The 13,891-nt window shown below is 71.4% G+C and carries 12 protein-coding genes; 8 read left to right on the top strand and 4 right to left on the bottom strand.

Going from position 1 to position 13,891, the window contains the following annotated elements; genetic code table 11:
• Position 1 precedes the first annotated feature (1 nt).
• The 3 genes from CCO02nite_RS12055 to msrB form a co-directional block, all read right to left on the bottom strand.
• Positions 2-472, bottom strand: a complete 471-nt coding sequence (locus tag CCO02nite_RS12055) for a MarR family winged helix-turn-helix transcriptional regulator (protein ID WP_246117523.1) — start codon at positions 470-472, stop codon at positions 2-4.
• Positions 473-614: 142 nt separating this feature from the next.
• A complete protein-coding gene (locus CCO02nite_RS12050) occupies positions 615-1,373 on the bottom strand; it encodes a nuclease-related domain-containing protein (protein ID WP_146843394.1) in 759 nt (252 codons plus the stop codon).
• A gap of 142 nt (positions 1,374-1,515) precedes the next feature.
• Entirely contained in the window at positions 1,516-1,926 is a 411-nt protein-coding gene (msrB, locus tag CCO02nite_RS12045; RefSeq protein WP_146843393.1) for a peptide-methionine (R)-S-oxide reductase MsrB, read from the bottom strand.
• A gap of 278 nt (positions 1,927-2,204) precedes the next feature.
• On the opposite strand from msrB, the gene CCO02nite_RS12040 reads away from it, so the two are divergent.
• The 8 genes from CCO02nite_RS12040 (at position 2,205) to CCO02nite_RS12005 (ending at position 11,340) form a co-directional block, all read left to right on the top strand.
• On the top strand, positions 2,205-4,220 hold the full coding sequence (locus tag CCO02nite_RS12040) for a putative bifunctional diguanylate cyclase/phosphodiesterase (RefSeq protein ID WP_146843392.1): 2,016 nt from the start codon (positions 2,205-2,207) through the stop codon (positions 4,218-4,220).
• Between the two features lie 129 nt (positions 4,221-4,349).
• Positions 4,350-5,027, top strand: coding sequence for a TasA family protein (locus CCO02nite_RS12035; RefSeq protein WP_186812689.1), 678 nt, complete (start codon positions 4,350-4,352; stop codon positions 5,025-5,027).
• On the top strand, positions 5,027-5,749 hold the full coding sequence (locus CCO02nite_RS12030; RefSeq protein ID WP_146843390.1) for a signal peptidase I: 723 nt from the start codon (positions 5,027-5,029) through the stop codon (positions 5,747-5,749). Before CCO02nite_RS12035 ends, CCO02nite_RS12030 begins: the two co-directional genes overlap by 1 nt.
• Entirely contained in the window at positions 5,730-5,978 is a 249-nt protein-coding gene (locus tag CCO02nite_RS12025; RefSeq protein WP_146843389.1) for a hypothetical protein, read from the top strand. Before CCO02nite_RS12030 ends, CCO02nite_RS12025 begins: the two co-directional genes overlap by 20 nt.
• Before the next feature lie 111 nt (positions 5,979-6,089).
• A complete protein-coding gene (locus tag CCO02nite_RS12020) occupies positions 6,090-7,265 on the top strand; it encodes an LLM class flavin-dependent oxidoreductase (RefSeq protein ID WP_146843388.1) in 1,176 nt (391 codons plus the stop codon).
• A 26-nt stretch (positions 7,266-7,291) separates the two neighbouring features.
• The gene (locus CCO02nite_RS12015; protein ID WP_146843466.1) at positions 7,292-7,915 is read left to right on the top strand and encodes a CE1759 family FMN reductase; all 624 of its coding nucleotides are present in this window, start codon (positions 7,292-7,294) and stop codon (positions 7,913-7,915) included.
• A gap of 198 nt (positions 7,916-8,113) precedes the next feature.
• A complete protein-coding gene (locus CCO02nite_RS12010) occupies positions 8,114-10,237 on the top strand; it encodes a discoidin domain-containing protein (RefSeq protein WP_146843387.1) in 2,124 nt (707 codons plus the stop codon).
• A gap of 59 nt (positions 10,238-10,296) precedes the next feature.
• Positions 10,297-11,340 (top strand): LacI family DNA-binding transcriptional regulator, encoded by a 1,044-nt coding sequence (locus CCO02nite_RS12005; protein ID WP_146843386.1) that lies wholly within the window; start codon positions 10,297-10,299, stop codon positions 11,338-11,340.
• A gap of 161 nt (positions 11,341-11,501) precedes the next feature.
• Here CCO02nite_RS12005 and CCO02nite_RS12000 read toward each other — a convergent pair whose 3' ends face one another.
• Positions 11,502-13,562: a glycosyl hydrolase family 28-related protein gene (locus tag CCO02nite_RS12000; protein ID WP_246117522.1), complete on the bottom strand. Its 2,061-nt coding sequence runs from the start codon at positions 13,560-13,562 to the stop codon at positions 11,502-11,504.
• Positions 13,563-13,891 lie beyond the last annotated feature (329 nt).

Below are 13,891 nucleotides of genomic sequence, written 5' to 3'. Positions count from 1 at the left end.
CTCAGGCGCCGGCCGCGGCCTCGTCCGACGTCGACCAGACGGCGGCGAGGTCGCGGTTCAGGCGCCCGAGCTGCTCGGTGAGCACCGCGATCTGGTCCGGGCCCCAGTCCTCGAGCGCGCGAGCGAGGAAGTCACGGCGCGCCCGCAGCGCCGACTCGAAGGCCGCCCGGCCGCCGTCCGACAGCGACAGCAGCTGCCCGCGGAAGTCGTCCGGGTCGGCCACTCGCTCGACCAGGCCGAGCCCGGTGAGCCGGGCGAGCTGGCGGGACATCGTGCCGCGGCCGACGCCGATGTAGGCGGCGAGGTCGCTCGCGCGCACCCCCGGCGTGCGCGAGATCAGGGCGAGCAGCTCGTACGCCGACGCGTCGAGGTCGGGGTGCACCCGCCGCGACATCGCCGACGCCGAGGCGTGCGCCCGGCGCAGGAAGAGGCCCAGCTCGCGTTCGAGCTGAGAGAGTTCGTCGTCTGCCACGGGCACATCTTGACCGAGCGCGGACGCTCTGGACACGCCTCTGGGCTCCGAATCTGCGCCGAACGGGTGAATCGAGCGGATCACACGCCCGAGGCAGGGTGCCAGCACCCACGCAGACCGTCGAGAACGGGTCCGGGAGCGGTCAGCGGGCCCAGGTGACGCGCTGACGCGCGACGTTCGCGAGCGCGGCGATCCGATCCGGTTCCAGCGCCGCGGGCATCGCCCGCACGGCCGCCGGGAGCAGCGTCCGCGTCACGACGAGCGTGCCGTCCGGGTCCGGGACCCCGTCGGTCTCGAGCTCCGCCTGCACGACGAGGATCGACCGGACCCGCACCTCGGCGCAGCCTGCCGCGAGCAGCAGACCCTGCACCCGCTGCGCCTCCATGCGAGCGGCGTGCAGGTAGCCCGTGGCGGCCCCGTCGACCGTGAGGTTGCGCCCGTGCACGCGCACCAGCGAACCGGGATGGCGGCGTTCCGCGACGGTGTAGATCCCGCCCGGCCCGATCAGCAGGTGCTCGAGCACCGAGCCCTGACGGCCCAGCGGCACGTCGTGGACGACGTGCCAACCCTCGGCGTACAGACGCTCGAGCCGCTTGCGCAGGCTCGCGCCGCGCTGCGTGCGCTCGTCGTCGGGCTCGCGCGGTCCCAGCCACGCCTCCATCGCCGTCTGCATGGGCTCGTCGAACGGCTGCCGGGGCATCGGGAGCACGAGCTCGGTGACGTCCTTGCGCAGGTACTCCTGCGCGGCCTCCCGCAGCCGGTCCTCGAGCTCCGGGTCGTCGACGACGACCTCGCCCGACTGCAGGTCGACCGAGCCGACTCGCGCGCCGGTCTCCTGCGTGACGAAGAGACGGTCGGCGCCATAGCGTCGCCATCGCCGCACGGTCAGGAGCTGGTCCACACTGCCATTATCGGCACCGGAGGGCATCGGCTTCAGTGCATCCCAGGAACCGGTCCGCGTGTCCTCCGTCCGGGTGTCACCCGAACGTCACCGGTTCGTCGCCGGTTCGTCGCCGGTTCGTCGTCGGGACGTCGCCCCGCCGTCACGCGGTCGGTGCCACCGGCTCGAACGTCAGGCTCACCGAGTTCATGCAGTAGCGGTCGCCGGTAGGGGTCTGCGGCGCGTCGTCGAACACGTGCCCCAGGTGCGAACCGCAGCGCGCGCAGCGCACCTCGGTACGCACCATCCCGAGCGTGCGGTCCTCGACGAGCTCGACGGATCCGGCGGCGAGCGGCGTGAAGAAGCTCGGCCAGCCGCAGTGGGAGTCGAACTTCGCGTCCGAGCGGAACAGCTCGGCGCTGCACGCCCGGCACCGGTAGACGCCCTCGCGGTGCTCGTCGAGCAGCTCACCCGTCCACGGCCGCTCCGTACCGGCGCGGCGCAGGACCGCGAACTCGCGCGGCTCCAGCTCCAGCGACCACTGCTCGTCGGACTTCGTGACGTCGTACGCCATCTCGCACTCCCTCGCCTCGCACGGCCGGTCCACCCCGCCGGAACCGCCGCTGTGTGCCACCGCTGTGACCATCGCTCGTGACCACGCTGACTGCAACACCGCGGCGCTCCGACACACTCCCGGTCCCGGTCCGATCTCGCCGTTTGTGGCTATCTGCGCCTACCCTCGCGGTAACGCCGACCGACGGCCGGCGTCCGAGGAGGTCAACGGTGCCGTCTGCCGCCACTCGTAGGCGATGGTCACTGACCCGGTACTTCGCCGTGGTCAGCATCCTCGCCATGGCGGCGCTCGGGGTGGCGCTCGTGCTCGTGACGTCCCGCGTCATGGAGCAGCAGGCGATCCGCGACGGCACCGCGACCGCGAGCACCGCGATGGGCTACGCCGTCCTGCCGCTCCCGGCCGACGCGTTCTCGCAGGGCCTGCTCTCGGCAGCGGAGGCCGCCGCGGTCGAGCGGTCCACCGCCGGTTTCGGCGAACGCATCGTCGAGATGCGGCTGTGGAGCGCCAACGGCTCCTTGATGTACAGCTCGACCTCGGCCAGCTCCGGCTTCCCCGACACCGAGCGCTTCAACGCGGTCATGTCCAGCGGGCAGCCGGACGCACGGGTCATCGTCGACGTCGCGTACGGCACCCAGACCACGGCCGACGAGGGCGCCACCGCGCGTCAGGTGCTCGACGTGTACGTGCCGGTCCGAGTGGCCGACGCCGGGCGCGAGATGACCCCCGAGGAGAGCGCAGCCCTCGACGCCGGGCCGCAGGACGTGATCGGCGCCGCCGAGATCATGCTCGACCACACGGACGCCGCGCAGGCGCTGCACAACGCGGTCCGCACGGTCGCGATCGTCGTGGCGCTCGGCCTCGTCGCGCTGTGGGTCCTGCTGTTCCGGACCGTGCTCACGACGAGCAAGCGCCTGCAGACCACCGCGCTCGAGAACGCCCGGCTCGCGCTGCTCGACTCGCTCACGGGTCTGCCGAACCGGCGCCTGCTCGCGGAGCGGATGCGCCGGACGGTCGAGGAGGCGCAACGGACCGGCGGGCGGCTCGGGCTCGTGCTGCTCGACATCGACCGGTTCAAGGACATCAACGACTCGCTGGGCCACGACCACGGCGACGAGCTGCTCGAGCAGGTCGCCGACCGGCTGCGCGGCGCGTTGCGGGACGAGGACGTGGTCGCGCGGCTCGGCGGTGACGAGTTCGCGATCCTGCTGCCGGACGTGCGCTCGGTCGCCAACGCGGAGCGGCTCGCCCGGCGTGTCCGCCAGCTGTTCATCCCGCCGTTCCAGCTCGGCGAGATGTCGATCCACGTCGAGACGTCGATCGGGGTCGCCTGCCTGCCCGATCACGCCTCCGACTCGTCGAGCCTGATGCGCACCGCCGACGTCGCGATGTACACCGCCAAGCACCACCGCACCGGCGTCGCCGTGTACGACGCGGAGGAGGACCACTCCTCGCCGGCCCGGCTCATGCTCCTGGGCGACCTGCACCGGGCGCTGGCCCCGGACCTCGACGGAGCGGCGCAGCTCGTCATGCACTACCAGCCCAAGATCGACCTCGCGACGGGCCGGACGGTCGGTCACGAGGCGCTGATGCGCTGGGAGCACCCGAACCGTGGTCTGCTGATGCCGAACGTGTTCATCCCGCTCGCCGAGCAGTCCGGCCTCATCCACGAGCTCACGCGGTTCGCGCTCACCGCGGTCGTCGAGCAGCTCGCGCAGTGGTCGACGACCACGCAACCCCTGCCCGTGGCCGTGAACCTCTCGGCGCACGACGTGACGAGCACGGCGGTCGTCACGGTGATCCGTGACCTGCTCGCGCTGCACACGCTCCCGGCCGAGCTGCTCCAGGTGGAGATCACCGAGACGGCCCTGGTGGCGGACCCGTCACGCGTCGTACCGGTGCTGCACGACCTCGCCGAGCTGGGCGTGCAGGTGTCGATCGACGACTTCGGCATCGGCACCACGTCGATCTCGCAGCTGCGCGACCTGCCGGTGGACGAGCTCAAGATCGACCGGCTGTTCGTCGCCGACATCGCGGACGGCGGCCGGGAGAGCTCGGTCGTCGTCGTGCAGGCGATGGTCGACCTCGCGCACTCGTTCGGGCTCGGTGTCGTCGCCGAGGGAGTCGAGGACGCCGCGACTGCGGCCGTCCTGCGGGGGCTCGGCGTCGACCGCGCGCAGGGCTTCCTCTACTCGGCCGCGGTCGAGCCTGCGGCGGTGGTCCTGCCGCGGGCGCGGGCGCCCCGGCGCTCGAAGCGTGGGACCAAGACCCCTGCCCCGTCCGCCACGCCCGGGTGACACTGGGACAGATCGTGCGCTCAAGAGGGGTGAAAGTCGTGCAGACTGCTCAAGGACGCCGTTCGGACGCCGATGTCCGTAGAGCCGGACCAGTCCACCGGCTCACCACCCAGCACAGGAGTGCCCGCCATGATGGATGACCTGCTCCAGGAGATGATCAATCCTGCGCCGGCTCAGGGCGACCGGCCCCGTCGTCGTCGGCTGTGGGCGACGATCGCCATCGTGTCGCTGTCCGCGCTCGGTATCTCGACGCTCACGACGAGCGCCATCTTCTCCGACGACGAGACGTCGACCTCGGCGATCACGACCGGCAGCATCGACCTCGGCATCGACGACGTGAACTTCAGCGTGCCGGTGGACAACATGCTCCCGGGCGCGTCGATCGTGAAGCCCGTCCACGTCTCGAACGACGGGTCGCTGCTCTACCAGTACGGGATCGTCGCGCAGGCGACCAATGCCGACCCGGCGAACCTGTCGACCATGCTCCGCATGCGGATCTACGACATCGCGGCCGCCGACTGCACGCTTGCGAACACCGAGACCGGATCGCCCAACCGCATCTCGCCCGCCGGCAACGCGTGGGGCATCTCGACCTCGGAGACGAACATCGTCGGCGACGCGACCATCGACGCGGCGCCGGGCAACCGCGAGCTCGTCGCCCAGACGGCCGAGGACCTGTGCGTTCGGGTGGACTTCAACTCGGCCGCTGACGACGCGTTCCAGGACTCGTCGACGTCGCTCGACCTCATCTTCAAGGCTCGCCAGGTGGACTTCGACCCCACTGACCCCGGCGAGTCCAACCCGTAATGACGACGGCGTCCGCAGCCGCGGCGTCCGCCCGCGCGGATCGCCGCGGCGGCAAGGCCCCGGTTGCCACGGTCGCGCGCAAGCCGGCGTGGCGGCGCGCGCTGTCCGTCGTGCTGTGGACGATCGTCGTGGTCGGCGTGCTCGCGTACGCGACGTCGATCGCCGTGCCGCTGTGGTTCCAGGCCCAGGGCCAGCGGCTCATGATCGTGACGTCGGGTTCGATGGCACCGACGTTCGACGCCGGTGACGCGGTCGTGATGCGCAAGGTCAGCGACCCGTCGGAGCTCAAGGTCGGCCAGATCGTCGCGTTCTGGCCGACGGGTTCGCAGCGCCTCGTGACGCACCGGATCATCGAGCTCGTCACGCTGCCGAAGATGGCGACCGACCCCAAGACGGGCCAGTCGAAGCCCGTGCTCGACGAGGCGACGGGCGAGCCGACCACGGATCGGTACATCGTCACCAAGGGCGACGCCAACAACGTCCAGGACGACAACGCGACGCCGTACACACGCGTTCGTGGCATCGTCCTGAGCGCGCACCCGGGCTGGGGCTGGGTGCTGCAGTGGACCGGATCGGCACAGGGACGCGCCGTCATGCTCGTCCCTCCGCTGGCCGCGCTCGGTACGCTCGAGCTGCTCGCGCTGCGCGATGCGCGACAACGCCGTCGGCAGACCACGCCGACCCGGGACGAGAGGCACGTCGATGCGTTCTTCCTCGACTGACGGCGCGCCCGGCTTCTGGTCCGCCGACCGGGGCTCGCTCGTCCGCCTGGCGTTCGCGGTGCTGCTGGCGGCGATCGCGCTCGCCGCGCCGCACGTCGGTGTGGCCGCCGCGGAGTTCACCGGCACCGACCACACATCCGTGAGCATCACGACGGACGAGGACTTCTCCGCACCGGTCGACGCACCCGTCGACGCCCCCGTCGACGCACCCGTCCCGCTGGAGCCGTGACGCACGTCTCACGCGTCACGGGGGAATAGCCCCTCGCGCCCGTCCGTTGCAGCGGTCAGTACATGCAAACGCATGTAGTTGACCTGTAGTCCGGCTAGCGAGGCGATCGACATGCAGTTCGGGATCTTCAGCGTCGGTGACGTGACGACCGACCCGACCACGGGACACACCCCCGACGACACCGAGCGCGTCCGCGCGATGCTCACGATCGCGCGGCACGCGGACGAGGCCGGGCTGGACGTGTTCGCGACGGGCGAGCACCACAACCCGCCGTTCGTGCCGTCCTCCCCGACGACGATGCTCGGCTACCTCGCGGGCGTCACGAAGCACATCACGCTCTCGACGGCCACCACGCTGATCACGACGAACGACCCGGTCCGCCTGGCCGAGGAGTACGCGATGCTCCAGGTGATCTCCGACGGCCGGATGGACCTCATGATGGGTCGCGGCAACACCGGTCCGGTCTACCCGTGGTTCGGGCAGGACATCCGCCAGGGCATCCCGCTCGCGATCGAGAACTACGCGCTGCTGCGCCGGCTGTGGACCGAGGACGTCGTCGACTGGTCCGGCAAGTTCCGCACGCCGCTGCAGGGCTTCACCTCGACGCCCCGCCCCCTCGACGGCGTCGCGCCGTTCGTCTGGCACGGCTCGATCCGGTCCCCGGAGATCGCCGAGCAGGCCGCGTACTACGGCGACGGCTTCCTGCACAACGCGATCTTCTGGCCCATGGAGCACACCGCGCAGATGGTCAACTTCTACCGGCAGCGGTTCGAGCACCACGGCCACGGGTCGGCCGACCAGGCGATCGTCGGGCTCGGCGGTCAGGTGTTCATGCGCAAGGAGTCGCAGAAGGCCTGGGACGAGTTCCGGCCGTACTTCGACGAGGCGCCGGTCTACGGGCACGGGCCGTCGATGGAGGACTTCACGCGCGAGACGCCGCTGACCGTCGGCTCTCCGCAGCAGGTCATCGACCGGTACGGCGCGTTCTGGGAGCAGGTCGGGCACTACCAGCGCCAACTGTTCCTCATGGACCACGCCGGGCTGCCGCTCAAGACGGTCCTCGAGCAGATCGACCTGCTCGCCGAGGAGGTCGTGCCGGTGCTGCGCCGCGAGGCGGAGGCTCGTCGGCCCGCGCACGTGCCGGCGAACCCGCCGACGCACGCCGAGCGCGTCGCGGCGGCCCGCGCCGCGGGCGACGTGCACGTGCAGCAGCCCGCGGCAGCGGACCACTGGACGGGCCGCACGGCCGAGGACGACATCGACGCAGCGGACGCGGTGGCACGATGAGCATCAACGGGCTCCCGGGAGGGAACATGTCGCAGGAGCGGTCGCTGGTCGTCGTCTCGTCGGGCGTGAGCCAGCCGTCCTCGACGCGCCTGCTCGCCGACCGGATCGCCGCCGCGACGGTCGAGGAGCTCGCGGCGCGCGGTGTGACCGCACGGGTCACGACGATCGAGCTGCGCGATCTCGCGCACGAGGTCGTCAACATGACGCTCACCGGCTTCGCGTCGGGCCCGCTCGCCGACGCGCTCGCGAAGGTGTCGGCCGCCGACGGGCTCGTCGTCGTGACGCCCGTGTTCACGGCGTCGTACTCGGGGCTGTTCAAGTCGTTCGTCGACGTGCTCGACAAGGACGCGCTCGCGAGCATGCCGGTGCTGCTCGGCGCGACCGGTGGGACCGGGCGGCACTCGCTCGTCCTCGAGTACGCGCTGCGCCCGCTGTTCGGGTACCTGCATGCGGACGTGGTCGGCACGGGCGTGTACGCCGCGACCGACGACTGGGCCGACGGCGCGGGCGACGACGTGCGCCCGCTGCCCGAGCGGATCCGGCGCGCCGCACGCGAGCTGGCCGAGGCGGTCGCCGACCGCGAGCCGGCCAAGCCCGTCGGCCTCTACGAGGCCGTCCCGAGCTTCGACCAGCTGCTCGGCTCCGACTAGCCCCCCAGCCGGCCCTCCACGGCTCGAGTTCGTCGAACCTTGCTCAGGGAGCGCTCCCTCGGTCGGGTTGAGTTCACAGCTACGTCTTGACAGCGCCCTTTGTCTGGTTCATGGTCATCCTCTGAGAGAGCGCTCCCTGACAGCGCCCCTGCACCGCCAGTTCCCGTGTGTCAATGACGACCCCTGGGGGAGACCAGCATGGCCTCAGCACTCCTGCACGCTTCCGGCCGCAGCCGGGACCGCTTGCGCATCCTCGTCGTGGCCGCAGCCGCGCTCGCGACGATCGCCACCCTCGCGGTGGTCCAGCCCGATCCGGCCGCGGCCGCACCCGTGGTGCTGTCGCAGGGTCGGCCCACCACGGCGTCGTCGGTCGAGAACGCGGGCACTCCCGCGTCCGCCGCGACCGACGGCAACGCCGGCACCCGCTGGTCGAGCGCGTTCGCCGACCCGCAGTGGATCGCGGTCGACCTCGGCTCCGCGCAGTCGATCAGCCGCGTCGACCTCACCTGGGAGGCCGCCTACGCCACGGCCTACCAGCTCCAGACCTCGTCGGACGGCCAGGCCTGGACCACCGTCAAGACCGGCACGGCCACCTCGGCGGCCAAGCAGGAGGTCGCGGTGAGCGCGACCGCCCGCTGGGTGCGCCTCTACGCGACGGCCCGGGCCACCGGCTACGGCGTCTCGCTCTGGGAGTTCCAGGTGCTCGGCGAGCAGGCTCCGACCACCACGACGCTGCTCTCCAAGGGTCAGCCGACCACGGCGTCGTCGACCGAGAACGCCGGCACACCGGCGAGCGCGGCCACCGACGGCAACGTGGGGACCCGCTGGGCCAGCGCGTTCGCCGACCCGCAGTGGATCTCGGTCGACCTCGGCGCGAGCAAGCACGTCACGCGGGTGGACCTGACCTGGGAGACGGCGTACGCCTCGGCGTACCAGCTCCAGACGTCGGCGAACGGCTCGACCTGGACCACCGTGAGCACGCAGAACCCGACCTCGGCCGCCAAGCAGCAGATCGCGCTCGACGTCGACGCACGCTACGTCCGCGTCTACGCCACGGCCCGCGCCACGCAGTGGGGCGTCTCGCTGTGGGAGCTCGAGGTGTTCGGCGACGGCGGCACCACGACCCCGCCGCCCACCGGCGGCGACGTGCTGCTCTCCTACGCCAAGCCCGCGAGCGCGTCGAGCTACCAGAACGACGGCACGTGCTGGGAGTGCTCGGCGGACAAGGCGTTCGACTACGACTCGGCGTCCCGCTGGGCGACGGCGAACCCCGCGGGCTGGGTCGACCCGGGCTGGATCCAGGTGGACCTCGGCGCCACGGCGCACGTCTCGCGCGTCGTGCTGCAGTGGGACCCGGCCTACGCGACCGCCTACCAGGTGCAGGTCTCGCCGAACGGCAGCGCGTGGACGACGATCTACACGACGACGACCGGCAACGGCGCGAAGGACGACCTGACCGTCTCGGGTGACGGCCGCTACGTGCGGCTCAACCTCACGAAGCGGTCGGGGCCGTACGGCTACTCGATCTACGACTTCAACGTCTACGGCACGGGCGGCAACCCCGTGCAGCCGCCGACGTCGAACGTCCCGGCGCCGAACTTCACGCGCCTGGCCTGGTCCGACGAGTTCAACGGGGCGGCCGGCTCGGCGCCCGACGCCAACAAGTGGACGATCGACGCAGGGACCGGCCAGAACGGCGAGCAGCAGTACTACACGCCGAGCGGCAACCTCACGATGGACGGCCAGGGCAACCTCGTCATCGAGGCGCGTCGCGAGACGGCCGGCGGGCGGGACTTCACGTCCGGCCGCATGAACACGTCGAACAAGTACATGTTCCAGTACGGCCGGGTCGAGGCCCGGATCAAGGTGCCCGAGGGCAACGGCCTGTGGCCGGCGTTCTGGATGATGGGCGCCGACTTCCTCACCGGGCGGCCGTGGCCGTACAACGGCGAGGTCGACATCATGGAGGTGCTCGGCAAGGACACCACCACCTCGTACTCGACGCTGCACGCGCCGGCGTACAACGGCGGTGGCGGCTACGGCGGCCCGTACACGCTGCCCGACGGCTCGAAGCTGTCGAACGGCTTCCATGTGTGGGCGGCCGAGTGGGACGCGAACGCGATCCGGTACTACCTGGACGGCCGGCTCGTCTTCACGGCCGACAAGGCGACCATCGAGGACACCCGGGGCCCGTGGATCTTCGACCACGACTTCTACGTGATCCTCAACCTGGCCGTCGGGGGCGACTGGCCGGGTCCGGTCGACGCGACGACGCCGTTCCCGTCGCGCATGCTCGTCGACTACGTCCGTGTGTACCGCTGATCCGCGTGTACGGCTGAGCGACGCGCATCCGGCGGGGGCCGGGCTGCTATAAGGGAGGAATGACAGCCAGCGACGACGCCGTCGCGCCGGCGACCATCGAAGAGGTCGCCCGGCGCGCCGGCGTCTCGCGTTCCACCGTGTCCCGCGTCCTCAACGACGTCCCGACGGTCGACGCGGCGATGCGCCGGCGCGTCGAGGCCGCCGTCCGCGAGACCGGCTACGTCCCGTCGCTCGCCGCGCGCTCGCTCGTGACGGGGCGGACCCACTCGGTCGCGCTGATCGTCGCCGAGCCGTCGTCCGGGGCGACCGGGGCGGCGTTCTTCGAGCGGGTCTTCTCGGACCCGTACTTCGGGCGGGTCACCGGCGGCGCGCAGGCGGTGCTGCGCACGCAGGGCGTGCACCTCGTCGTGCTGCCCGCCGACGCGGACGGGCACGACTTCGTGCTGCGCTACCTGCGCCAGGGGCACGTCGACGGCGCGCTCGTGATCTCGAGCTCGGCGGAGCTCGAGCTGCCGCGCGCGCTGGCCGACCTCAGCGTGCCGACCGTGCTGTCGCACGACCCCGGTCCGGACGTGCGGTTGAGCTGGGTGGACGCCGACCAGTTCGCGGGCGGGCGGCTCGCGGCCGAGCACCTCGCGCGCACGGGCCGGCGCCGGTGCGTCGCCGTCGCGGGACCCCGGGACCTCACGGCAGCGCGCGAGCGACTCGCGGGCTTCACGACGACCGCGACCGAGCTGGGCCTCGCGGTGACCGTGCTCGCGGGCGACTTCTCCGCCGCCGGCGGGGCACACGCCGCGCACACCATCGCCGCCGAGCACCCCGACGCCGACAGCGTGTTCGCGGCGAACGACGTGGTGGCCGAGTCCGTGCTGCACGTCCTGCAGGACGCCGGGCGTCGCGTACCCGAGGACGTCGCGGTCGTCGGATTCGACGACAACGCGTCGGCCGCCGCCACGAGCCCCGCCCTGACGACCGTGCGGCAGCCGATCGAGGACATGGCCGCAGAGATGGCGCGACTCCTGCTGGACCGGATCGGACGCCCCGGCCAGCAACCCCGCGGCGTGATGTTCACGCCGCAGCTCGTCGTGCGCGCGAGCGCCTGACGACACCTGCGACGCACGACGAAGGCGTCCACGCCCGGTTCGCACCAGCTCCGGGCGCGGACGCCGTCCGCGGCGGTGGGGCCCGGTCCAGTACCTGGCCCGTCGGCTCAGGTGGGCCCCACCGCGGTCACTGCACCGTCAGGGCAGCGCCTCTCTCGTCGTCAGGGCTGCGCCCACGGTGACGGCGCGGGCGGCGCGACGACCGTGGGGCGGTCGTTGCAGCTGATGGTGTTCGGCGTGTAGCGGGTCAGCCAGTTGGCCGGCCCGTCACCCCACGGCGTCGCGGACGTGCCGTCGTTGCCGCCACCGTCGATCGCGGTGAACTCGGAACCGTTGACCCAGTCCCAGTTGAACGCACCGCAGTTGTTCACGCCGTACGCCCCGACGTTGCGTGCGTCGACGTTGACGAACGTCGCCGAACCCGCGGTGCGCGCGGAGAGCACCGAGGTCCCGACACCGTCGACCTTGATGTTCTTGAACGTGAGGTTCTCCTGGCGCAGGTTGTCCTTCTGGCTCCAGTCGGTGACGAGCATGATCGCGTTGTACGTGCTGTCGAGGTAGTGATCGCCCTGGACCAGCACGTTCGCGTCGATCGAGCGCTCGAGGGAGAAGACCCACAGCGCGCCCATCCCGATGTTCCAGTTCAGCTCGAGCCCGCCGGCGCGAACCGTCGTGTTGTTCCGCAGGGAGATGTCGCCCGCGAACGGCTGTGCGCCGAACCGCGATCCGAGGTGCAGCGCCGAACCCTCGCGGATCGGGTCGGCCACGAGGTTGCCGACCACCGTGATGTCCGTGCCGCCGTAGATCGCGATGCCGTTGGCGAGCGTCGGGGTCTGCACGGTGTTGCGCTCGAACGTGTTGTCCGCGTTCGTGACGCCGTCGGCCCACATCGCCAGCGCGTCGTCGCCCGTGTTGCGGAACAGATTGTTCTTCGCGAGCGAGCTCGTGACGCCAGTGTGGAAGTTCAGGCCGTCGGCCATCTGGTCGACCACCACGCTGTTGAGCAGCCGGAAGTTGTCCATCGGGCCGTCGAGCCACACGCCGACCTTCGTGCGCTGGATGTAGACCTTGTTCACGACGGAGTCGGACAGCGCGCCGCCGATGCCGTTGACCTGGTCGTCGTCGATGCGCTCGGAGACGTCACCGACGATCGCGAAGTCCGCCAGCCGCACGTTCGAGCTGCCGCCGTCCTCCGCGCTGCGACCGTAGAAGCCGACACCGGTGTGGGTCGAGCCGTCCGGCGCGGGGGTGCTGAGCGTGACCTGCTTGCCGGTGAAGATCGTGTACCAGCTGCCGGCCCCGCGGATCGTCACGTCGTCCACGACGATGTGACGGGAGATCTTGTACGTGCCAGCCGGCACCCACACCGGGACGCCGCGCTGCTTCGCCTTCGCGATCGCGGCCTCGATCGCCGCCGTGGAGTCCTTCTTGCCGGTGGGGTCGGCCCCCATGGCCACCGCGTGCACACGCACGCGGGGAGCCTTGAGCGGCGCCGCGACCTGCTGGAAGTCGACGACGTCGACGACCGCCCACGGCAGCGTCGTGCCCGCCGGGAGAGAGATCGAGACCGTGGCGCCGGCCGGGAGCTGCGTCCCGAGCAGGACGCGCTGCTCCGCGTAGAAGTGGAACGGTCGGAACGGCTTGTCCGGCTGGTAGACCGGCTCCTGCTCGCTCGGCACGCACCCGCACTCGGCCAGCCACCAGTCGGGGTGCAGGAGGTCGGCGTTCGGGTCGTTGGTGAACGGGTACTGGTTGTAGAGCCACGAGTACTTGGACGTGACCCCGACGAGCTTGTCGACGGCACTGCCGGACGAGACGCGCAGCTTGCCGCTCAGCCCGCCGCCGGTCGCGGAGTCGGGCAGCGCGTAGCGAACCGTGAGCGCGTTGGCCGGCTTGGTCAGCGTGAACTGGACGGACTCGCCCGCGGCGTCGAGCTTGACTGCGGCACGGCCGGACGCCTCTGCGGGCAGGGTGTACGCGTCACGGCTGGGGCCGATCAGCTCACCGTCCGTGACGGCGTTCTCGGCCTCCTGCTCGACGAGACCGAGCCGGGCACCACGGTTGGTGCTCAACGAAGGGTCGATCGCGGCGCGGGTCTCGACGCCGGGTGGAGGGGACGTGGTCGCAACGGCTGCGGGGACGGCGGTCGCACCGGCGACGAGCGCCATCGCGACGACGCCGGCGAGCCGGGCGAACCGGGGGGACGACAGGGACCTGGGCACGGTGGGCGCCTCCTTGCGCGAACCGGGTGCGGACCGCAGGGGGCGCGGCACGCGATGTGTCCCACACCGTAGGGAATCAACACACCGTAGACAAGACTCAAACGAAAGATGCAAGAACTTACGCACCAAACGAAGATTCCCCGCAACCCCACCACGCAAACCCCGTCGCGGCCACGCTCCCACACCCTCCTCGCCCTCCCTCGGCCGACTCAGCCCGCCTCCCCCGCCCCCCTCTGCACGGCGGCGACTCGGCGGCTCGGCGCGGCGGCCCGGGAGCAGCGCTGTCCCACCGAGGGCGCAGTCGCACGCGGCGGCGCCAGGTGCTTCTG

The organism is Cellulomonas composti, assembly GCF_007990245.1.
GTDB classification, from domain to species: Bacteria; Actinomycetota; Actinomycetes; order Actinomycetales; family Cellulomonadaceae; genus Cellulomonas; species Cellulomonas composti.
Note: the sequence above shows the minus strand (reverse complement) of the source record. Positions and strands in the feature narration are given on the sequence as shown.